The organism is Rhizobium sp. ZW T2_16 (genome assembly GCF_044987325.1).
GTDB lineage: Bacteria > Pseudomonadota > Alphaproteobacteria > Rhizobiales > Rhizobiaceae > Neorhizobium > Neorhizobium cellulosilyticum.
Genome location: NZ_JBJDRG010000003.1, coordinates 115,411 through 137,595, shown reverse-complemented (window position 1 = coordinate 137,595; position 22,185 = coordinate 115,411). Strand labels below are relative to the sequence as shown.

Annotated in this window: 18 protein-coding genes; 11 read left to right on the top strand and 7 right to left on the bottom strand. The window is 59.1% G+C overall.

Annotated features, from left to right (window positions below):
* Nucleotides 1-28 precede the first annotated feature (28 nt).
* The 3 genes from ACI3K0_RS10575 to ACI3K0_RS10565 all read left to right on the top strand — a co-directional run bounded on the left by ACI3K0_RS10575 (nucleotide 29) and on the right by ACI3K0_RS10565 (nucleotide 5,467).
* A complete protein-coding gene (locus ACI3K0_RS10575) occupies nucleotides 29-1,822 on the top strand; it encodes an acyl-CoA dehydrogenase C-terminal domain-containing protein (protein ID WP_183823413.1) in 1,794 nt (597 codons plus the stop codon).
* Nucleotides 1,823-1,887: 65 nt separating this feature from the next.
* Complete coding sequence (locus ACI3K0_RS10570; protein ID WP_183823411.1) at nucleotides 1,888-3,096, top strand: acetyl-CoA C-acetyltransferase; 1,209 nt, start codon at nucleotides 1,888-1,890, stop codon at nucleotides 3,094-3,096.
* A gap of 154 nt (nucleotides 3,097-3,250) precedes the next feature.
* On the top strand, nucleotides 3,251-5,467 hold the full coding sequence (locus ACI3K0_RS10565; protein ID WP_404945318.1) for an FAD-dependent oxidoreductase: 2,217 nt from the start codon (nucleotides 3,251-3,253) through the stop codon (nucleotides 5,465-5,467).
* Nucleotides 5,468-5,604: 137 nt separating this feature from the next.
* Here ACI3K0_RS10565 and ACI3K0_RS10560 read toward each other — a convergent pair whose 3' ends face one another.
* The 5 genes from ACI3K0_RS10560 to ACI3K0_RS10540 all read right to left on the bottom strand — a co-directional run bounded on the left by ACI3K0_RS10560 (nucleotide 5,605) and on the right by ACI3K0_RS10540 (nucleotide 9,221).
* A complete protein-coding gene (locus ACI3K0_RS10560) occupies nucleotides 5,605-6,408 on the bottom strand; it encodes an ABC transporter permease (RefSeq protein WP_404945317.1) in 804 nt (267 codons plus the stop codon).
* Complete coding sequence (locus ACI3K0_RS10555; RefSeq protein WP_404945316.1) at nucleotides 6,405-6,953, bottom strand: ATP-binding cassette domain-containing protein; 549 nt, start codon at nucleotides 6,951-6,953, stop codon at nucleotides 6,405-6,407. The genes ACI3K0_RS10560 and ACI3K0_RS10555 overlap by 4 nt, the downstream gene beginning before the upstream one ends.
* A gap of 332 nt (nucleotides 6,954-7,285) precedes the next feature.
* The gene (locus ACI3K0_RS10550) at nucleotides 7,286-7,936 is read right to left on the bottom strand and encodes a DUF4276 family protein (protein ID WP_404945315.1); all 651 of its coding nucleotides are present in this window, start codon (nucleotides 7,934-7,936) and stop codon (nucleotides 7,286-7,288) included.
* Nucleotides 7,936-8,865 (bottom strand): AAA family ATPase, encoded by a 930-nt coding sequence (locus ACI3K0_RS10545; protein WP_404945314.1) that lies wholly within the window; start codon nucleotides 8,863-8,865, stop codon nucleotides 7,936-7,938. The genes ACI3K0_RS10550 and ACI3K0_RS10545 overlap by 1 nt, the downstream gene beginning before the upstream one ends.
* A 44-nt stretch (nucleotides 8,866-8,909) precedes the next feature.
* Nucleotides 8,910-9,221 carry an AAA family ATPase gene (locus ACI3K0_RS10540; RefSeq protein ID WP_404945313.1) on the bottom strand — a complete coding sequence of 104 codons (312 nt, stop codon included), beginning with the start codon at nucleotides 9,219-9,221 and terminating at the stop codon, nucleotides 8,910-8,912.
* Between the two features lie 380 nt (nucleotides 9,222-9,601).
* On the opposite strand from ACI3K0_RS10540, the gene ACI3K0_RS10535 reads away from it, so the two are divergent.
* From ACI3K0_RS10535 to ACI3K0_RS10520, 4 genes are all read left to right on the top strand, one after another.
* Nucleotides 9,602-10,387 carry an amino acid ABC transporter substrate-binding protein gene (locus ACI3K0_RS10535; protein ID WP_206825069.1) on the top strand — a complete coding sequence of 262 codons (786 nt, stop codon included), beginning with the start codon at nucleotides 9,602-9,604 and terminating at the stop codon, nucleotides 10,385-10,387.
* A gap of 142 nt (nucleotides 10,388-10,529) precedes the next feature.
* Nucleotides 10,530-11,210 (top strand): amino acid ABC transporter permease, encoded by a 681-nt coding sequence (locus ACI3K0_RS10530; RefSeq protein ID WP_404945312.1) that lies wholly within the window; start codon nucleotides 10,530-10,532, stop codon nucleotides 11,208-11,210.
* Entirely contained in the window at nucleotides 11,207-11,980 is a 774-nt protein-coding gene (locus ACI3K0_RS10525; protein WP_404945311.1) for an amino acid ABC transporter ATP-binding protein, read from the top strand. Before ACI3K0_RS10530 ends, ACI3K0_RS10525 begins: the two co-directional genes overlap by 4 nt.
* Nucleotides 11,981-12,096: 116 nt before the next feature.
* Nucleotides 12,097-13,065 carry a bile acid:sodium symporter family protein gene (locus tag ACI3K0_RS10520; RefSeq protein WP_404945310.1) on the top strand — a complete coding sequence of 323 codons (969 nt, stop codon included), beginning with the start codon at nucleotides 12,097-12,099 and terminating at the stop codon, nucleotides 13,063-13,065.
* Nucleotides 13,066-13,139: 74 nt separating this feature from the next.
* Here the strand turns inward: ACI3K0_RS10520 and ACI3K0_RS10515 are convergent, their stop codons facing one another.
* Complete coding sequence (locus ACI3K0_RS10515) at nucleotides 13,140-14,381, bottom strand: OpgC domain-containing protein (protein WP_148144442.1); 1,242 nt, start codon at nucleotides 14,379-14,381, stop codon at nucleotides 13,140-13,142.
* Nucleotides 14,382-14,589: 208 nt separating this feature from the next.
* Nucleotides 14,590-18,102, bottom strand: coding sequence for a PAS-domain containing protein (locus ACI3K0_RS10510; RefSeq protein WP_404945309.1), 3,513 nt, complete (start codon nucleotides 18,100-18,102; stop codon nucleotides 14,590-14,592).
* Between the two features lie 209 nt (nucleotides 18,103-18,311).
* On the opposite strand from ACI3K0_RS10510, the gene mscL reads away from it, so the two are divergent.
* From mscL to ACI3K0_RS10490, 4 genes are all read left to right on the top strand, one after another.
* Nucleotides 18,312-18,743, top strand: coding sequence for a large conductance mechanosensitive channel protein MscL (mscL, locus tag ACI3K0_RS10505; RefSeq protein ID WP_148144440.1), 432 nt, complete (start codon nucleotides 18,312-18,314; stop codon nucleotides 18,741-18,743).
* Nucleotides 18,744-18,858: 115 nt separating this feature from the next.
* A complete protein-coding gene (locus ACI3K0_RS10500) occupies nucleotides 18,859-20,034 on the top strand; it encodes a pyridoxal phosphate-dependent aminotransferase (protein ID WP_404945308.1) in 1,176 nt (391 codons plus the stop codon).
* Nucleotides 20,035-20,189: 155 nt separating this feature from the next.
* Entirely contained in the window at nucleotides 20,190-21,224 is a 1,035-nt protein-coding gene (gene galE, locus ACI3K0_RS10495) for a UDP-glucose 4-epimerase GalE (protein WP_183823395.1), read from the top strand.
* Nucleotides 21,225-21,322: 98 nt separating this feature from the next.
* Nucleotides 21,323-22,135 (top strand): polysaccharide deacetylase family protein, encoded by an 813-nt coding sequence (locus ACI3K0_RS10490; RefSeq protein WP_183823393.1) that lies wholly within the window; start codon nucleotides 21,323-21,325, stop codon nucleotides 22,133-22,135.
* The last annotated feature ends 50 nt before the right edge of the window (nucleotides 22,136-22,185 follow it).

Genomic DNA, 22,185 nt, shown 5'->3' with positions numbered 1-22,185 from the left:
ATGAAGATGACAGGGAGGATGCTCATCGATGCCAATCTATAAGGCCCCGACCACTGATACGCTTTTTATTCTCAACGATGTTCTGGGCCTTGAGCGCTATGGCAACCTGCCCGGTTTCGCCGATGCCTCGCCGGACATGATCGAGGCGATCCTCGGTGAAGCGGCAAAGGTGGCTGAGGAAGCACTGTTTCCGCTCAATCTGTCAGGCGATCAGGAAGGCTGCAGCCGAAGGGATGATGGCTCGGTCACCGTACCGAAGGGTTTCAAGCAAGCATACGATCAATATTGCCAGGGCGGCTGGATCGGTCTGGCCGTGCCGGAAGAATTCGGAGGGCAGGGGCTTCCCTATACGCTGCACGCCGCTGTCGGCGAATACATGTCGTCGGCCAACATGTCGCTGATGATGTATCCGGGCCTGACCCAGGGCGCGATCGCCGCCATCCTTGTCCATGGTTCGGATGAGCAGAAGGCCACCTATCTGCCGAAAATGGTCGAGGGCACATGGTCTGGCACCATGAACCTCACCGAACCCCATTGCGGCACCGATCTCGGTCTTCTGCGTACCAAGGCCGTGCCGCAGGGTGATGGTTCCTACAGGATCTCCGGCCAGAAGATCTTCATCTCCGCCGGCGAACACGGCATGACCGACAACATCATCCATCTGGTTCTCGCCCGCATCGAAGGCGCACCGGAAGGAACCAAAGGCATCTCGCTGTTCATCGTGCCGAAATTCATGGTCGGCGAAGACGGTTCGCTCGGCGCCCGCAACGGCGTCACCTGTGGCGCACTCGAAGAAAAGATGGGCATCCACGGCAATTCCACCTGCGTCATGAACTATGATGATGCCACCGGTTACCTGATCGGCGCGGAGAACAAGGGCCTGTCGGCCATGTTCGTGATGATGAACGAGGCCCGCCTCGGCGTCGGCCTGCAGGGCCTGTCGATCGCCGAGACCGCCTACCAGAACGCCGTGGCTTACGCCAACGAGCGCATCCAGGGCCGTTCGCTCTCCGGCGCCAAGGCCCCGGACAAGAAGGCCGATCCGATCATCGTCCACCCGGATATCCGCCGTTCGCTGATGACGATCAGGTCGTTCAACGAAGCCGGCCGCGCCTTCCTGCTCTGGACGGCGCTGAAATCCGACATCGCCCACCGCTCGCCGGATGAGGCCGAACGCCAGAACGCCGACGACCTTCTCGGCCTCGCCACGCCGATCCTCAAAGGCGTGCTGACCGACAAGGGTTTCGACCACGCCGTCATGGCCCAGCAGGTTTTCGGCGGTCACGGCTACATCGAGGAACACGGCATGAGCCAGTATGTCCGCGATGCCCGTATCACCATGATCTACGAAGGCGCGAACGGCATCCAGGCGCTCGACCTGGTTGGCCGCAAACTGGCCTTAAACGGCGGCCGCGCCGTTATGGCCATGTTCAAGGAAATCGGCGATTTCTGCGAGGAAAACCGCGCCGACGAAACGATGGCTCCCTATACCAAGGCGTTGAAGAAGGGCCTCAACGACCTGCAGGCCGCAACCATGTGGTTCATGCAGAACGCCATGGCCAAGCCGGACAATGCCGGCGCTGGCTCTACCGATTACATGCACCTCTTCGGCCTCGTGACCTTGGGCTATATGTGGGCCAGGATGGCAAAAACCGCTCAGGAAAAGCTTGGTAGTGGTGACCCGCGCGAGGAGTATCTGAAGAACAAGCTGGTGACCGCGCGTTTCTATATGGAAAAGATCATGCCGGAAACTGCGTTGCGCAAGGTGCGCATCGAGGCGGGCAGCGACAGTGTGATGGAACTGGCTGCGGAAGCATTCTGAACCATTTCTAAGGACAAGGCGCTCCGAAGTGCCGCCCTGAAAGGGAAAACGGGAGAGACAACACCATGACCGAAGTCTTCATTTACGATCACGTGCGCACGCCGCGCGGTCGCGGCAAGAAGGATGGCAGCCTGCACGAGGTCCCCTCCGTCCGCCTCGCCGCCAAAACGCTGGAAGCCATCCGCGACCGGAACAATCTCGATACGGCAACCGTCGACGATATTATTATGGGCTGCGTCGATCCGGTGATGGATAGTGGCGCCGTCATCCCCAAGGCCGCCGCTTTCGAGGCCGGATATTCGACCAAAGCCCCCGGCATGCAGATCTCCCGTTTCTGCGCCTCGGGCCTCGACGCCATCAATTTCGGCGCCGGCAAGATCGCCGCCGGTTCGGACGACATCGTCATCGCCGGTGGTATCGAATCGATGTCCCGCGTCGGCATGGGCATGTCCGGCGGCGCCTGGTACATGGATCCTTCGGTCAACTTCCCGGCTTATTTCATGCCCCAGGGCGTCTCGGCCGATCTGATCGCTACCAAATACGGTTTTTCCCGCGATGACGTCGATGCCTATGCCGTCGAAAGCCAGAGACGCGCCGGAAAAGCTTGGGATGCCGGCTACTTCAACAACTCCGTCATTCCCGTAAAAGACCAGAACGGCCTGATCATCCTCGACCGCGATGAGCACATGCGTCCGGGAACCGACATGCAGGCGCTCGCTTCCCTCAACGCCTCCTTCCAGATGCCGGGCGAAATGGGCGGCTTCGAAGCCGTCGGCATTCAGGCCCATCCGGAAATCGAGAAGATCAACTATGTCCACCATGCCGGCAACTCGTCGGGCATAGTCGATGGCGCTGCTGCCGTCCTGATCGGCTCGAAAGCGGGTGGCGAGAGCATGGGCATCAAGCCGCGTGCCCGTATCCGCGCTTTCGCCAATATCGGCTCCGACCCGGCTTTGATGCTGACCGGCCCGGTTGACGTCACCGAAAAGCTTCTCGCCCGCACCGGCATGAAGATTTCCGATATCGATCTGTTCGAACTCAACGAAGCCTTCGCCGCCGTGGTCCTGCGCTACATGCAGGCTTTCGATATCAGCCACGACATCATGAACGTCAACGGCGGCGCCATCGCCATGGGCCACCCCCTCGGCGCCACCGGCGCGATGATCCTCGGCACCGTTCTCGACGAACTGGAACGCCGCGACCTGAACACCGCACTGGTCACCCTCTGCATCGGCGCCGGCATGGGCACGGCGACGGTGATCGAGCGGGTTTGAGAGGGTCTTAACCCTCCCCCTTGTGGGGAGGGTGGCCGGCAGGCGGGAGGGGTCTCACGACAATGAAGATCCCCTCCCCAACCCCTCCCCACAAGGGGGAGGGGCCCAACCGCCAGAATTTCAGGCCAGATTTCAGGGAAGAGGAAATCCCACCATGAGCACCTACACCAATTTCACCGTCGAAACCGACGCAGATGGCATCGCCCTCATCACTTGGGACATGCCCGGCAAGTCGATGAACGTCTTCACCGTCGAAGTCATGGACGAACTCGAGGCGATCCTCAAACAGACCGTCGAGGACGCTGCCATCAAGGGCGTCGTCTTCACTTCCGGAAAGTCCACCTTCTCCGGCGGCGCGGACCTGACCATGATCCGCGGCATGTTCTCCATGCTTCAGGACGAGCGCGCCAGAGACCCGCAGGCCGCCGCCCAAAAACTCTTCGATGCCGCCGGCCGCATGAGCTGGTTGTTCCGCGCCATCGAAACCAGCGGCAAGCCCTGGGTCTCCGCCATCAACGGCACCTGCATGGGCGGCGCGTTGGAACTGTCGCTCGCCTGCCACGGCCGCGTCGTCTCCAATTCGAAATCGGTCAAGCTGGCGCTGCCCGAAGTCAAGGTCGGCATTTTCCCCGGCGCCGGTGGCACCCAGCGCGTGTCGCGCCTCACCGATGCCCAGTCCGCCCTGCAGATGATGACGACAGGCCAGTCGCTTGCGCCTGCGCGCGCCAAGGCCATGGGCCTCGTCCATCAGGTGGTCGAACCCGATCAGCTGATCACCGCCGCAAAACAGATGATCAAGGACGGCCTCAAGCCCGTCGCCCCCTGGGACGAAAAAGGCTTCAAGGCCCCCGGCGGCGGCGTCTGGACACCCCAGGCTGCCCAGCTCTGGCCCGCAGCCCCGGCAATCCTGCGCCGCGAAACCGCCGGCAATTATCCCGGCGCGCTCGCCATCCTCAAATGCGTCTATGAAGGCCTGCAGCTTCCCTTCGATACGGCCCTGAAGGTCGAGCAGCGCTATTTCACGCAAGTTCTGCAGACCACCGAAGCCTTCTCGATGATCCGTTCGCTGTTCATCTCCATGCAGGAACTCGGCAAGGGCGCCCGCCGCCCGGCCGGTGTGGAAAAGAGCGAGTTCAGAAAGGTCGGCGTCGTCGGCGCCGGCTTCATGGGCGCCTCGATCGCCTATGTCACCGCCGCCGCCGGCATCCCTGTCGTCCTCATCGATCGCGATCAGGCCGCAGCCGACAAGGGCAAGTCCGTCTCGGAAAAACTGGTGGCAGACAGCATTGCCAAGGGCCGCATGACGAAGGAGGAGGGCGAAAAGCTCCTCTCGCTCGTCACCCCCACGCCCGATTACGCAACCCTCTCGGATGCCGACCTCGTCATCGAAGCCGTCTTCGAAGATCGTGCGGTGAAGAAGGCCGTCATCGAACAGATCGAGGCCGTCATCCCCGCCACCACCGTCTTCGCCTCCAACACCTCCACCCTGCCGATCACCGGCCTTGCGGAAAATTCGAAACGCCCGGACCAGTTCATCGGCGTGCATTTCTTCTCGCCGGTGGAAAAGATGATGCTCACGGAAGTCATCCTCGGCAAAGACACCGGCGACAAGGCGCTGGCGGTCGCGCTGGATTTCGTCGCGAAAATCAAGAAGACCCCGATCGTCGTCAACGATACCCGCGGCTTCTTCGTCAACCGCTGCGTCTTCCGTTATATCAACGAGGCCTATGACATGCTCACTGAGGGCGTGCCGGCCGCAATGATCGAGAATGCTGCCAAGATGGCCGGCATGCCGGTCGGCCCGCTCTCGCTCAACGACGAAGTCGCCGTCGATCTCTCCCAGAAGATCATGAAGGCCTCGATCGCCGATCTCGGCCCTAACTCGGTCAAGCCCGAGCATATGGACCTGATCGACAAGATGGTCGACGTGCTGGATCGCCGCGGCCGCAAGAACGGCCAGGGTTTTTACGATTACCCGGCCAAACCGGCCAAAAAGTCCCTCTGGCCCGGCCTCAAGGACCTCTATCCCCAGAAACCGGCATCAGAAATCGACGTTGAAACCCTCAAGCAGCGGTTCCTCGTCACGATAGCCCTGGAAGCCGCCCGCACAGTGGAAGAAGGTATCGTCACCGACCCCAGAGAAGCCGATGTCGGCTCGATCCTCGGCTTCGGCTTCGCGCCTTACACGGGCGGCACGCTGAGCTATATAGACGGCATGGGCGTAAAAACCTTCGTCGCGCTGGCCGAAAAACTGGCGTCACAATACGGCGATCACTTCGCCCCGACCCCGCTCCTGAAGGACATGGCCGCCAGGAGCGAAACCTTCTACGAGCGCTTCACCCCCTATGCCGAAGTCGGCAAGGCGGCTTGAGGCCACGGGCCTCTTCCCTCACTCCTGTGCCTGTCACAGGAATCCAGCCAGCCCAAGCCATTGGGCTGGAAAGACCCTTCAATTCACGTGAAGTGCCGAGACCTGATCGTGCCTCAAGGCCGCTCCTGATGCGAGGTTCAGCCCTTCTTCACCCTGAACCGGTCGAGCCTCAGCCGCTCCCGCTCGTCGCTCAGGCTTTTGGCGGCGAGCCAGACCGCAGTCACCACGCTGGCCGTCGAGGCGGCGCAGAGGAGCAGCATCAGAAAGATCTGAGATTGCGCCGCAATTAGCGGATTGGCCCCGGCCAATATCTGCCCGCTCATGATGCCGGGCAGCGTGATCAGCCCGGCGCCCGCCATCTGGTTCAGCACCGGCAGCGTGCCGGCATAGATCGCCCGCTGCATCAACGGCGCCATCGCCTCTCGGCGCGTGCGCCCGAGCGAAAGCTGCGCCTCGATGGCTGCCCGCTGGGAAGACACGCCTTCGAAAATGTTGTTGAGCGCGATGCTGCTGGCGCTCATCGCCGAGCCTAAAATGATGCCGAAGATCGGAATGACGATCCTTGGTGCAGTCCAGTCTTCCGATCCCGCCACCGTCATCAGCGCAAAGGCCGCGATCAGCATCGTGCCGCCGGAGACCGCAATGCCGGAAAGCCCGTAATGCCAGAAGCCGATCAGCTTCTTGCGCTGCCGTGACCCCACTTCGAAAGTCGCTGCCACCAGCATCGCGAAAAGAACCAGAAGGCTCAGCCAATGGTCGGCGCTGGTAAAGATGAAACCCAGCACGAAACCGACCAGCAGAAGCTGCGCCACCATTCGCAGCGCCGCGATCAGGATGGACCGGTGAATGCCGAGGCTGAAAGCCACTGACAACACCGCGTTGACCAGAACCAGCAACGCCGCAAATGCCAGCTCGAAAGGGCCGAAGACGAGACCGTTCATTGCGGCCTCGCAAGCGTCATCACATGGTCGGCCAGCCGCTCCACCTGTTCCGGATCATGCGAGGTCAGCACCACGGCGCATCCATCGGCCATCAACTCTTTGACGATCTCTTCCACCGCCTTCACGGAAGCCGGGTCCAGCGCCGAAGTCGGCTCGTCCAGCAAAAGCACTTTCGGCAGGTCCTCGATCGCGCGCAAAAATGCCATCCGCTGCCGCTCCCCGGTCGAAAGCCGCTCCGGCGGCGCCTCTAGCAGCGAGGCATCGAGAAAAAGCCGCTTCATGCCGTCGGCCTGCGCCTTGGCATCGGCAAAATGCTCGCCAACCGTTGCCGCCCACCAGCCGGGTTCGGAAGAAACATACCGCACCATCCGCCGCCATGCCGGCCCGGTCATGGAAGAAGCCGCCAGCCCATCGACAAAACACTCCCCCTCATGCGGCACCAGATCGGCAATCATCCGCAATGTCAGGCTCTTTCCCGCCCCCGAAGGCCCGCTTACCGCGAGACACCGCCCCGCAGAGACTTCAAGCTCGATCGGTCCAACCAATTGGAATTTCAGCCCCCTGGCCGTCAGTCTTATCGCGGGGTTTTGCATGGGTTTGGTAATGGCACCGGAAGCGTGGGGGCGCAATATGTCGTGACGTCGGTTTGATGTGGTGGAAAGGAAGTGGTCGGCGGACCAAAATCATCTGATCTTTTACTTTACTATATCGAGGGTAGGCACTATCTTTCTTCTGCTAAGCAAGAACAAGGGATTCCGCGCGTTGGCGAAACTGTGTGGCGCCATCAAGCCAGCTGCCAAAAAAACGGAGAAGGACGCGAGATTTTAAGGGGCGATCCGTAAAACACGGGCAGGTGGTGTGCAGCTCTTCGACATATTTAGATACCGGAAATCTTCGCAACGAAATCACGAAAACTTGGCGATCTATTTCGGTTTGCGTCTATGTGCGGGGCAATGTTTTCTGCCCATGAGTGCTTCGCTTTGCCGATCTCTTGATAGCCCAGTGACTTCAGTGCCCGCGCGCCACCCTTGATCGTCAGATCAGCCAAGAATTCCCAAGTCCCACATATGGAATCAGGCTCGTAACGCATCAATTCGCCTCTGTTTACGTTGGGGTAGGCTTCCATGACAGCATCTGGATCGCCTAGAAGCCAAGCTTCGCCCTCTTCTATAGCAAGGCAAAGTAGTGTGGTTGGCTTGGGGGTGCAGGCGTTTACGAGGGTAATCAGCTCGCTCTCGAATTCTTTTAAATCTCGATTGTCAAGATCACAGATTATTACTGCGAAGCGCCTATAGTCTGGCGGATCGTTGGAGAATGCATTTCCTAAGCCTCTTAATATCCTAGGGAGTTGATCAAGAAGTATGCGCTTTTGCGGGTCGCTGGATGCGGAAAGGCCGGAAGGGATTCTACCAATGCCCTTATAAAAATGAATATTGTAAGTGGTATCATGGGAAATAAGTTTTGGTAGAATTTTCTCTAGCGCCACTTTTCCTGATGAGTCTTCGACCATAAACTCAAAATGCTTCATCACTGAGCGTCCAAGTAGTCACTGTACCAAAGCCCACCCAAAGGAAGGCCTTCATTCACCATGCTACGCACGATATTATTGTGACTTGCGCGGTTGATGTTGGAAAACCCATCTGTTCCTTTGCGCATTACCCACACTTCTTGTGGGGAAAGCGCATCGACAAAATAAGGTTGATGAGTTGTTACAAACAGCTGAGAGCTATTTTTTCTGCCTGTTGCATGTTCGCGAAATTCGTAAGCCAATGCACTGAGTAATTTGTGATACAGTCCATTTTCAGGCTCCTCGATACACAAAAATGGCGGCGGCTCGGGATCTTCCAGCAACAGCAAATATGCGAATATCTTGAGTGTTCCGTCAGACATTTGGTGAGCAAAAAACGGATCTTTAAAGCCTTGATCATTGAAGCGAAGTAATAATCTTCCGTCTTCCGTTTTGTGGGTGTCGATCCTTTTTATTCCAGGTATTTTTGACGAAATTCTATTCAAAACGTCTTTGAAAAGGCGCGGGTGTTCCCTTTCCATAAATTGGACAACATTACCTAAATTGTCGCCATGAACATTCAGATGTCGCTGTGGACCGGCCATAGGCAAGCCTCTCGCGGCATCCGGCGTAAAGTAACTAAGATGCCAGCCCTCAATGAAACGGCGGAAAGCCGAAATTCGTGGATGTTGCTTTAAGGAGCCGAGCGTTGCCACTCCAAGGCGCCTTATATCATCAAGCTCAACAAGCTCGGTTTCAGCCTTTTCTTCTGAGCTATCATCGTCAATCAATCCCAACAGATCATCAAGAGTATATTCTTGATCTGACTCTTGAACTCCCAGATTTTCGCCTTTCCAAGCAAGTCCTCTTCCAGAGTTAAGGATGAGAAACGAGAAAGGCCAACCTGACGATTGTCCCCGACGACGCTGGCGAAGCCTTTCGCGTGCCACATACGGCCGTCGGTTTTTATCGAGATCGATCGCTACCTCATAGGTTATAGGTCTGGATAGAGGTTGTCTTCCTTATAGTAGATATTGAATTCAATCGGCTCTGTGACGCCCTGAGAGCGGATACGTTCAAATCCACCTCGTCCCCTCGCATCGCATGCCTCTTCCACGCCAAGGCGCAAGCAGTCGGAGAGAAAGCCAAACGAATCAAAAAGTGTGCTTTTGCCAACGCCGTTTCGACCAATAACCGCTGTAAGTGGGCTTAAGGGCTCCTCATTTCTTTGGTTCCACAATCTGCCCAGTGTAACATCCCGCAGCGCCTTATAATTTCGGACACGGAAGCCTTCTATTCGCGCCATCGCTTATCACCTGCAATCACATCATCATCAAGTTTTAACCTGCTGAAAGACAAAATAAAAGTATGAGAAATTGGGAGTTTCAGTTATTTACGCTTTCGGGTTGAGGTATTGCGCGGCAGTTAAATCCTGCTTGAGTTACATAAGTGTCTCATGAGCCAGCACCCAAGGCACCCGACGCCAAAATCTGACTTCCTACCGACAGCCCAACCGCACCTGATGGAGCCACCTGAATCCCTGCGACAAATCCGCATTTCGAGCATTCGCCCGTGGAGGACGCAAAAAATATTCGCATTTGCCGCTTTCGGCGGCGGTTTTCTTTCCTCACAACGCGCCTATTTTCTGCGATCACCACGGCAACTCATTCGTTGGAGAATACCGAAATGAACCTCGTCAAAACCACTCTCAAGGCTGTTGCCGCCGCCCTGCTCGTGCAGGCTGCTTTTGCCGCTCCGGTCTTTGCCGGCGAAAACCTCGACAAGATCAAAAAGGCCGGCGTCATCCGCATCGGCACGGAAGGCACCTACGCCCCCTTCACCTTCCACGACGCATCGAACAAGCTCGTGGGCTTCGATGTCGAGATCGGCGAAGCGGTTGCCAAGAAGCTCGGCGTGAAGGCGCAGTTCGTCGAAGGTAAGTGGGATGGCCTGATCGCCGGTATCGATGCGGATCGTTACGACGCCGTCATCAACCAGGTCGGCATCACCGATGCCCGCAAGCAGAAATACGCCTTCTCCGAACCCTATATCGCCTCCAAGGCCGTGCTGATCGTCCGTGACGACAACACCGATATCAAGGGTTTTGCCGACCTCAAGGGCAAGAAGGCCGCCCAGTCGCTCACCAGCAATTACGGCAAGATGGCCGAGGCCGCAGGCGCCGAACTCGTCGGCACCGATGGTTTCGATCAGTCGATCCAGCTGGTTCTTACCCGCCGGGCCGATGCGACGCTGAACGACAGCCTTTCCTTCTTCGATTTCAAGAAGCAGAAGGCCGACGCACCGGTCAAGATCGTCGCCGAACAGGCTGAAGCCAGCTATTCCGGCGTCCTGCTGCGCAAGGGTGACGACGAACTGGTGGCCGAGGTCAACAAGGCGCTGGCCGATATCAAGGCCGACGGCACCTACAAGACGATCTCCGAGAAATATTTCGGTCAGGACGTCTCCAAGTAAGAGATATGCGAGAGATATTCGTCCGATCCTCCTGCACTTGAACCGTGCTAGGATTTGGCGAAAGCTGACCCCGAACGTCCGGCCTTGGCCGGGCGTTTTCGTGTTAATGATCATAGAGCGTTAGAGAGTAAGGACTTCGCCCGTGCCGCATTGGCTTCAACTGATGATGGATTCATTTCCGACCCTGCTTTGGGCCGGTGTGAAATTCACCGTGCCGCTGACCTTGCTCTCCTTCGCCTTCGGCCTGACGCTCGGTCTCATCACCGCCGTTACCCGCCTGTTCGGCCCGAAGCCGCTGGTGCTGATCGCAAGGTTCTACGTCTGGGTCATTCGCGGCACGCCGCTGCTCGTCCAGCTTTTCGTCATCTTTTACGGCCTGCCCAGCGTCGGCATCCTGCTCGATGCCTTCCCGGCGGCGCTGATCGGCTTCACGCTCAATATCGGCGCCTATTCGTCCGAAATCATCCGTGCCGTCATCGCCTCGGTACCCAAGGGCCAGTGGGAAGCGGCCTATTCGATCGGCATGAACTGGCGTCAGGCCATGGCCCGCACCATCCTGCCACAGGCCGCCCGCGTTGCCGTGCCGCCGCTCTCCAACACCTTCATCTCGCTGGTCAAGGATACGTCGCTTGCCGCCGCCATCACCGTGCCGGAACTGTTTCAGGCAGCCCAGCGCATCGTCGCCACCACCTATGAACCGCTGATCCTCTATATCCAGGCCGCCATCATCTATCTGGCGCTCAGCTCCGTCCTGTCGGCCCTGCAGGTGAGATTGGAAAGGCGCTTTTCGAGATATGGCGGCATGCTGGAGGCCAACCGATGATCGAGCTCTCCCATATCAAGAAGAACTTTGGCGATCTGCAGGTCATCGACGATGTCAGCCTCAACGTCGCCGAGGGCAGCGTCACCGCACTCGTCGGCCCGTCCGGCGGCGGCAAGAGCACCCTGCTCCGCTGCATCAACCTGCTTGAAATCCCGACCTCCGGCACGATCCGCCTAGGTGATGCGGTAATCGAGTTCGCTCCCGGCAAAAAGGTCGGCTGGGATGCAGTTCAAAAAATCCGCCGCCAGACCGGCATGGTGTTCCAGAACTTCCAGCTTTTCCCCCACCGCACGGCGCTCGAAAACGTCATGGAAGGCCTGGTCACGGTGCTGAAATGGCCGCGTGAGAGGGCAGAAGCCCGGGCGCGTGAACTGCTCACCAAGGTCGGCATGGCGCATAAGGTCGACTCATGGCCCTCGACCCTTTCCGGCGGCCAGCAGCAGCGCGTGGCGATCGCCCGCGCGCTCGCCATGTCGCCGCGCGTGCTGCTCTGTGACGAACCCACCTCGGCGCTTGATCCGGAACTGGCGACGGAAGTCGTCGAGGTCCTCAGCAAGCTTGCAGCCGAAGGCACGACCATGGTCATTGCCACCCACGACCTGCGCCTCGCCTCCCGCGTCGCCGATCATGCAGTCTTCCTCGAAGCCGGCAAGGTCGTCGAACAAGGGGCGGCCGATCGCGTTTTCGGCGCACCGGAACACGAGCGCACCCGCCGCTTCGTTTCCTCCATCAGCGCTGCCGTGCAATCGGGCTACGGGGAGGGGATCTGATCGGGTAATCGGGGCCGAAACGGACGGATGGGGAACTGATATTCGTCAAATCGGCCTTGACGCCGGGCTTGAGAGAACTAGACCGCGGACACTTTGTTTCGTTCGGGAGTGCATTCTTGAAATCCTTGGCAACCTTCTCAGCTTTCGTTGGCAAGACCTTCGCAATCTGGGTCATCCTCTTCGCCGTCCTCGGCTTCTTTTTTCCCGATACATTCAAGCTAGTGGCGCCGTGGATCGTCGCCCTTCTCGGCATCATCATGTTCGGCATGGGCCTCACCATCTCGGTCGATGATTTCCGCGAACTGGCCCGCCGCCCCTATGAAGTGGCGATCGGTGTCGTTGCCCATTTCGCCATCATGCCGGCACTTGCGCTGCTGCTGACGAAGATCATCCCGATGCCGCCGGAAGTCGCCGCCGGCGTCATCCTCGTCGGCTGCTGCCCGGGCGGCACCTCGTCCAACGTCATGACCTATCTTGCTCGTGGCGATGTCGCGCTGTCAGTTGCCTGCACCAGCGTCACCACGCTGGCGGCCCCCATTGTCACGCCGTTTCTGGTCTGGATGTTTGCCAGCCAGTACCTGCCGGTCGATGCCTGGGCGATGTTCGTCAGCATTCTCGAAGTCATCATCCTGCCGCTGGCGCTCGGTTTCCTGGCGCAGAAGCTGATCCCGGGCCTCGTGCGTGCCGCGATCCCGGTTCTGCCGCTGGTCAGCGTCGTCGGCATCATTCTGATCGTCGCGGCTGTTGTCGGCGCATCGAAGGGCGCGATCGCCCAGTCCGGCCTGCTGATCTTCGCCGTCGTCATGCTGCATAACGGCCTAGGTTATCTGCTTGGTTATTTCGGCGCCAAGGCGCTCGGCCTCAATTTCTACAAGCGCAAGGCGCTCGCAATCGAAGTCGGCATGCAGAATTCCGGCCTGGGTGCAGCCCTTGCCACCGCCTACTTCTCGCCGCTCGCCGCAGTCCCGAGCGCCATCTTCTCCGTCTGGCACAACATTTCCGGCGCGCTTCTCGCTAACTGGTTTGCCGGCAAGGAAGATGCCGATGCAGATGCGGCAACCAACCGGGTGGTTATTCCGCATTGAAGAAGGCGGAACGCTTTCCATAAAAAAAGGGCGGCTCCCGGGCCGCCCTTTTCAATTTTTCCATGCGCTTAGCTTTACCGCACGACCATCTGCTGCTGGCCGGTGGAAGCGGCGGGTTTCGGGTCGCGGGTCTTGGCCGGTGCCGGCTCCGCGGTGCCGAGATACTTGTCGCGTTCCCGCCAGACGGCCGGGATTGCAAGAAGTCCAACCGCAACGACCGCAATCGCCGTTTTTGTCAGTTCGTCCAGCTCCGGCGAACGGCCGTCGAAATAATAGACGAAGTAAACGATGGCGACGTGCCAGACATAGACATAAAGCGAATGGCGGCCGAGCAGGCGCAGGAAACGCAGAGTGAACACCCAGGTCAGTGCCGAGGCAATCGCGCGAACCCATGCCGCCTTGTGCTTCGGGCCGGCAACGATCAGCCAGGTGACGAGCAGACCCATCGCCGCAAAGTTCAACAGATAGACCGGACCGAAATCTGCACGGATTTCCATCGAGGCGAACTTGCCGATCATGTGCGGCGGCATCAGCTCATTGGCGGTAATCAGGCGCAGCGGCAGGAAGAACAGCACCAGCACCAGCGCCACCTTGGGGATGAAGGTGTTGTCGGGCGACAGCACATTACCCCAGTTGATCTTGCCCGAAGACGTCAGCGCGCCGAGCACCAGACCCGAGAAGAACACGATCTGCCAGCCGAACAGGTTGAACGAAACGCGCAGCCCCTGATCATCGGCACCCATGACCAGCTCGTTGAGCGGGATGGTGAGCAACTGGTGCAGGCCAAGCTGGCCGGCCATCCACAGCATGATCGATGCGGCCACCACATAGTGCCATTTGTCTTCCAGCACGAGCTTGATCAGCATTGGCGCAAACAGCATGTAGATGATGTATTGCGGCAGAATGTCCATGAAGGTCGGCTGGTACAGGAAGGTCGCGATCGCGGCGAGACGCAGCGGATCGTCGAAGGTCGTGTAGCCCAACCAGTTGAACCAGATCGAATAGGCGCCCGGCAGCACCATCTGCGCCACCATGACCGCGATCACGATGCCCATCGCATAACGATAAAGCTCGAACGCGCGGCTATAGATCGCCGAACGACCAGCCGCATATCCGGCCTTCATCATCTTGCGGGCGTAAACCATGCCGATCATCAGGCCGGAAAGGAATACGAAACCCTGAGCGTCCTCCACGAAGGCGAGCTGGTTGTGATTGATTTTTACAAGCAGGTATCCACCAGCAAAGATAAGGTGGTTGAGTACCATGAACACGAGGAAGTACCCTCGCATTCCGTCAATGATTTCAAAGCGCTTCATCGGTCGCGGTCTCCGTCTCTGCCGGTTCCGATGGTGCCAGCCCCTCGGTCCGTAAGGCCTCTGCGGGCCAGGAAGTCACGCGCCTAAACGTCGCGAGAAGCCGGAGAGTTCCGGCAAGAATCGGTATTAGCCGACGTTCAGACATTTCAACCGTAAACAGTCCGTGATGACTGTCACATGAACGGCATTTGTCAGTGGATGTGGAAAACTATTCGGCGGCGACCCGGCGCAAACCGGCGCTTTGCGTCAGATAAGCGCGGATTGCCGCAGGCTTTACTGGCTTGTGCTGCACGGCAATGCCATGCCGCTCGGCCTCTGCCCGAACCTCCGGTGTCCGGTCGGCCGTGATCAGCATCGCCGGTATTGCGGTCTGATAATGGGACCTCAGCGCAAGGATTGCCTCGATCCCATAACCGTCGTCGAGATGGTAGTCGGCGATGATGACATCCGGCGGCGGTTCGCGGCCCTTGATGATCGTATCGATCTCGGCAAGCGAGCGGGCCTGGCCGACCGTGCAGCCCCAGCCGGTGATCAGAAGGCTCATGCCTTCGAGGATCTGCGGTTCGTTGTCGACGCAGAGCACCCGCAATCCATTCAACACATTGGCGGGTTTTGCACGCTCGCGTCGAACTCTGGCCGAAGCAGCGTTCGGCGCAGCAAGGTCTCGCGGGATCTCGACGCGGAAGCTCGTGCCGCGGCCGGGCTGCGAGGCAAGCTGTACCGGATGGCTCAGCATCCGCGACAGCCGGTCGACGATGGAAAGCCCCAGCCCCAATCCGCTTGCAGTCCGCGCGCCATCCTCCAGCCGGGCGAATTCCTTGAACACGGTGCGGAATTTTGATGACGGAATGCCGATGCCTGAATCCAGCACCTCGATGATTACCTTGTCGCCACGCCGACGCGCGCCGACGATTACCTTGCCCGAGACCGTGTACTTGATCGCGTTGGAAACGAGGTTCTGCACCAGTCGCCGCAGCAGGTTGGCGTCGGAAACCACTTTCAGCGAGGTCGGCATGACGACGAATTTGAGATCCTTCTCCCGCGCCATCGGCGAAAAGTCCGTGTCGATCCGCTTGAACAGATCGTCCAGCTCTATCGAGCTGAAACGGGGCTTCATCGTGCCGGTGTCGAGCCGCGAAATGTCCAGTACGGCGCCAAGGATTGTTTCGACCGATTCCAGCGAACTGTCGATATTGCGGGCGATTGCCGCATTCTTGTCCGCGCCAGCCAGTCGTTCGACCAGCGTCGAGGAATAAAGCCGGGCGGCATTGAGCGGCTGCAGAATGTCATGACCGGCGGCGGCAAAGAAGCGGGTCTTGCTGACATTCGCCTCGTCGGCCGAAGCCCGAGCCTCGCCGAGTGCGCGGTTGACGCGGGTAAGCTCCGCAGTTCGCTCCCCGACCCGCTGCTCCAGCGTCTCGTTTGCCTGTTTCAGCGCCTGATCCGCAGCAACACGCGCGGTAATGTCGGTAAAGGTTGCAACGAAACCCGCATCCGGCATGGGATTGCTGCGCACTTCGATGATCCGCTCACCGCCATGCACCATCAGCGAGAAGGTCGTTCCGAGATCCTTGAACTGGCTGGTAATAGCCTGCTTGTCCTTCTCGCTCACATCGCCGCGTTCGGCCAAAAGCGCGACGATATCGGAAAGCTCGAAGCCTACCTGTCCAGCCTGTTCGGGAAGATCCAGCAACTGGCGGAACCGCCGGTTCCACACCGTCAGCCGGTCGGAACTGTCGAACACGGCAATCCCCTGGTCCATGTGGGAAAGCGCCGTCTGCATCATGTCCTGGTTATATTGCAGCGCTTCGCTTGCCTGATCGAGCAGCCAGGCCGTGTCGGAATTGGTGTCCTCCACCTTCTGCAGCAGAAGAGAAAGCACAAGCCGCGCCGAAGACGAGCCGATTGCGCTTCCAAGTAACTGTTCGGAAAAATGGATCATCGCCATATCTGCCTGCTGGTCGTCGCGGAAACGGCGCCCGGCAGTCTTCTCGTAATTGGAAAAGGAGCGCAGCATCCGCTCCTCGCCAAGATAGCGGGCGATCACGGTCTTTAGGTCACCTACGCTGATGCGGGTCTTCCAGCCGCGCGTGGCAAATTGTGACCGCGGCTGGCGCTTGACGAAAATCCCCGCCTGCAATCGCTCCACCGGGCGTGGATTTCGCGACAGCGAACCGAGCACGAATGCAATCGTGTTGAGCGCGAGGCTGAATATCGTCGTCGTGACGAAAGGATCGATCTCCCGCCCGGAAAAGATCGCAGCGCCGGGAAAGATGAAATTCAGCACGGCCGCCGCGATATGGGAGTTGTCCGGTCCGCCAAGGCTCGGCAAGAACAGGAGATAGGCCCAGGACAGGAAGCCGAAGGAAAGGCCTAAAATGGCGCCGCGCGCATTGGCCCGCCGCCAGATCAGCCCGCCGAGAAGGGCAGGGGCGATCTGCGCAATGGCGGCAAACGCGAGCAGGCCGATCGACGCCAGCCCCGACTGGCTGTCGGCCATCCGGTAATAACCGTAGCCGAGCAGCATCACGGCAAAGATCGCCGCACGGCGGATATTGAGAAGCGTGCGGGTGAGGTCCTGGCTTGCGCCGGCATGCGAGGCGAGCTTGCGACGCAGGAAAAGCGGCAGCACGATATCGTTGGATATCATGATCGACAGCGCCACCGATTCCACGATCACCATTGCCGTTGCTGCCGAAAAACCGCCGATGAAGGTCATCAGCGTGACGAAGGGAAGCCCGGCTTCGAGCGGCAGCGTCAGAACATACAGGTCGGCATCGCCCATGCCGCCGAACGTGATCAGCCCGGCTGCCGCCACCGGGATCACGAAGATATTGATGGCGATGAGATAGACCGGCAGCAGGAAAGCGGCGGCACGGCGTTCCCGCGGTGTTCGGTTCTCCACCACCGTGACATGGAACTGCCGCGGCAGTATGACGATTGCGAACGCCGACAAAAGAATGACCAGCACCCATCGGCTGACCGGCGTTTCATAGGATGCAGCGGATGCAACCAGCAGGCTTTCTGATGCCCTGGCCGCAAGATCCGACCATCCGTCGAACATGAAGAACACGACGGCGATCCCGACTGTCGCGAAGGCGACCAGCTTCACGAGGGACTCCATGGCGACAGCCAGGATCAGCCCGTCCTGATGTTCTGTCGCATCCGTATGGCGAGTGCCGAAGACGACGGCGAAACAGGCCATCAGCAGGGTAACGATCAGCGCGAGATCGATGAAATGCAGGTTGCCGCTGCCGATGCCGAAATCGGATGGATTGACCATCACCGCGACGGAGCTGGACACTGCTTTCAGCTGCAGCGCGATATAGGGCACAGTGCCGACCAGCGCGAGCACGGCGACGATCGCTGCTACCGTGGCGTTCTTGCCGTAACGGGCGGCAATGAAATCGGCGATCGAGGTGAGTTTTTCCGCCTTGGCCAGTTCGACGATGCGGCGAATGATCGGCATGCCGAGCGTGAACGCCAGGATCGGCCCGATATAGATCGCGGCGAATTCCAGCCCGCGCTGGGAAGCAAGGCCGACACCGCCGAAATAGGTCCAGGAGGTGCAGTAAACAGCAAGGCTCAAGGCATAGACCAGCGGTCGCCCGCCTTTGGGAACACCCGAAAGCCGGCTCTTTCTGTCGCCGTAACTCGCCACCGCAAAAAGCAGCAGAATATAGGCGAATGCCGAGACAAGAATGACCCAGCCTTGAAGCATGTTTCCTCCCCCGCAGGCACGTGCGGACAGGAGATGAGATTAAGCGAAAGACGAAGCGTTGGAAATCGGCGAAGCCTCGTCAAAAAGTTCAATGCGGTCGAAGCTTCTCTGAGGATCTGTCAGGTTTAAACCCTTGGCTTTTTGCATCTTTTCAGTATCTGATGAAACGCTATGTTAAGCACGACGGCAACCGAGAGAGGGGTCAAGTCATGTCTGTAGTCAGCGAGTTTCGTTCATTTATTGCAAAGGGCAATGTTATCGATTTGGCAGTCGGTATCATCATTGGCGGCGCCTTTACCGGCATCGTTACATCGCTTGTCAATGATATCGTCATGCCGGTCGTCGGCGCGATCACCGGCGGCGGTTTCGATTTCTCCAATTACTTCATCGCGCTGTCGAGCGCCGTCACGGCTCCGTCGCTGGAAGAGGCGCGCAAGCAGGGCGCTGTCTTCGCTTATGGCAGCTTCATCACTGTTATGATCAATTTCGTCATTCTCGCCTTCATCATCTTCCTGATGGTCAAGGGTGTGAACAAGCTGCGCGCCATGGAAGAAAAGAAGCCGGTCGATGAAAAGCCTGCACCGCCGCCGGCCGATATCCAGCTTCTTTCGGAAATCCGCGATATCTTGAAGACGAAGTAACGAGACGCCTTGAGCCTGCAACTCATCAGAACAATGAATTGCAGGCTCAAGGAAACTCATGGGATTTCCGGACTTTTCTGCGCTATGAAAGGCACACGAAAAACAGGAAATCCGCATGTCTCTGCTTGGCTCCCTCAGTTCCCGCGCTCTTGCTGCTCCTGAAAGCGGCATTGTCGAGATCATTACCCATGCCCGCATCGGCGGCCGTGACGATCTGATCCCGCTTTGGGCGGGTGAGGGCGATCTGCCAAGCCCGGATTTCATCAACCGCGCAGCATCCGACGCGCTTCTGGGTGGTGAGACCTTCTATACCTGGCAGCGCGGCATTCCCGAGCTGCGACAGGCGCTTGCCGATTATTACACTCGCCATTTCGCGGTTTCGCTGCCGCCCGAGCATTTTTACGTCACCGGTTCCGGCATGCATGCCATCATGATGGCCGTGCAGGCGATCTGCGGACCGGGCGACGAGATGATCTATCTGTCGCCCACCTGGCCGAACATCGTTTCCGCAATCGAGCTTTCCGGCGCTGTCGCTACCGGCCTGCCGCTTGAGTTCACCGGTGGTAAATGGTCGCTCGACCTGAATAGGCTCGAAGCAATGATCACGCCGAAGACCAAGGGCCTGTTCGTCAACACGCCGTCCAACCCGACCGGCTGGACCGCGACGAAGAAAGACTTGGCCAGCATCCTCGGGCTTGCGCGTAAACACGGCCTGTGGATCATCGCCGACGAAATCTATTCCCGCTATTATTACGGCGGCGCGGTGAGGGCTCCGTCCTTCCTCGATATCGCGGAGCCGAACGACCGCATCATCTATGCGAACTCGTTCTCGAAGAACTGGTCGATGACCGGCTGGCGCGTCGGTTGGCTGGTCGCCCCGCCGGAATTGGGGCAGGTCATCGAGAACCTCATCCAGTATTCGAATTCCGGTGTCGCCCAGTTCATGCAGCGTGGCGCCGTCGTGGCGCTGAATGAAGGGGATGCTTTCGTTGAGGAAAATATCGAGCGCGCCCGCGTTTCTCGCGACATTCTCTGCGACAGGCTGATCGCCACCAACCGTGTCCAGACGCTGAAGCCCGAAGGGGCGATTTATGCGTTCCTGAAAGTGGATGGCATCACTGACAGCCGCGCGGCGGCACTCGATATCCTCGACAAGATCGGCGTGGCACTCGCACCGGGATCGGCCTTCGGCAAGGGCGGCGAGAATTTTCTCCGCGCCTGCTTCCTGCGCAATCCCAAGCATGTCGAAGAGGCCGCCGACCGGCTCGCGGGTTATATCAAGGCGCTCTGAGACAGTTGCCGGGGCTATTCGATAAAATTCGAAATATCCCCGAAAACCTCCCTTATCCACGTCATCGGATATAGTTGGGTCACCCCTTCATAAGTAACCGGTGATCAAGCGCCGCAATGCTTTCCTGCAAAAAACAAAAGGCAGGGAAGTTGTTCATGGCAGTGCTGGTAACAGGCGGTGCGGGGTATATAGGCAGCCATATGGCCTGGGCGTTGCTGGATGCCGGGGAAGACGTTGTCGTGCTTGACCGGCTTTCGACCGGCTTCCGCTGGGCGGTTCCGGATGCGGCGCGCTTTTATCTCGGCGATGTCGGCGATCAGGCCCTGCTAGCCCAGGTCTTCGCGGAAAACCAGATCGAGGCGATCATGCATTTCGCCGGCTCGATCGTCGTGCCGCAGTCCGTCGCCCATCCGCTCGATTATTATGAAAACAATACCAGCAAGACCCGGCTTCTCGCCGCTGCCGCGATCGAGGCCGGCATCAGGCATTTCGTCTTTTCCTCCACCGCTGCCGTCTATGGCGACCAGAAGGACGACACGCCGGTTCTGGAAAGCGCGATGACGTTGCCGAAAAACCCCTATGGCCAGTCCAAGCTGATGTCGGAACTGATGCTGCGCGATGCCGCTGCGGCTTATGATTTCCGCTTCGTCGCCCTGCGCTATTTCAACGTCGCCGGTGCGGATCCGCTCGGTCGCACCGGTCTTTCCACCGTCGGTGCAACGCATCTGATCAAGCTCGCCTGTGAAGCAGCCCTTGGCGAGCGGCCTGGCGTCGATATCTACGGCACCGACTATCCCACACCCGATGGCACCGGCGTGCGCGACTATATTCACGTCACCGATCTCGTCGAGGCGCATCTGAAGGCCCTGAGCTATCTGCGCCGCGGTGGCGAGCCGCTGATTGCCAATTGCGGTTACGGCCGGGGGTATTCGGTTCTGGAAGTGCTGAACGCGGTCAAGCGTGTCAGCGGCCAGTCCTTCGAGGTTCATTACGGTCCGCGCCGACCGGGCGATGCCGCAAGCGTCGTCGCCAATTCGACGCTCGCCCGCAGGCTTCTCGAATGGCAGCCGCGCCATGACGATCTCGACCTGATCGTCGAGACCGCGATCGCCTGGGAAGGGCAATTGGCCGGTCGCCGGGTGGAAGATCTCCGCTCGCTCCACCAGCGTCTGGCCGCCGTGCGCTTCTGATGCGCGATCAACGACAGGGGTGTCATGCCGAAATGATTATGGATAAGCGATTGCTTGAGGAGTAAGGGAAGCGCAAACAATCTGATCCGACGGATATCATGCGCCTCTCTTTGACAGCCGGTCTCGTTCTTCTTTTCTGCGGTATTGCCGCCTTGCCGGCCTATGCCTCGGATATCCCCAAGGCCGCCGCACAATCGCCGTCAGCCGTTTTGCCAAAGGTAAAACTGGTTGAGCCGCGCCTGCATCTTGCCAAGGGTGAGGCCGGCGCCAAGTCGCGTGTCGCTCTGACCTTCGACGCATGCATGGGTGCCGTCGATGAGCGCATCCTGTCGACGCTGATCAGCGAGCGTATCCCGTCCACGATCTTCGTCACCGCCCGCTGGCTCAGAAAGAATCCGCAGACAGTTGCGGTCTTTCTCGCCAATCCGGACCTGTTCGAGATCGAGAACCACGGCGAGAACCACATTCCGGCGATCGATGTCGCCGTGCCCGTCTATGGCATCCCGTCCGCCGGATCACCACAAGCCGTATCGCGGGAAGTCGGCAAGGGGGCGGAAGCGGTGATTGCTGCGGGCTTTTCGGCGCCCCGCTGGTTCCGGGGGGCGACGGCGAAATACGATGCGAGCTCGATCGATGAGATCCGCAAGATGGGCTATCGCGTCGCCGGTTATTCGCTGAACGGCGATGACGGTTCGCTGCTTGGCGCAGGCGCCGCCGAGAAGCGCATTGCGGCAGCCAAGGACGGGGATGTCATCATCTCCCACATCAACCAGCCGACCCATGCGGCAGGGCAGGGTGTCGCCAATGCTATTTTGAAGCTCAAGGCCCGCGGCGTTGAATTCGTCCGGCTCGCCGATGTCGAAACTATCGGCGACAACGATACGACCGGGCAGCGCCCCGGCCTGTTTTGAGCGGTTCGCATCTGCTGCGCCATCGCACCCGATTCTAAAACATGAGTTAA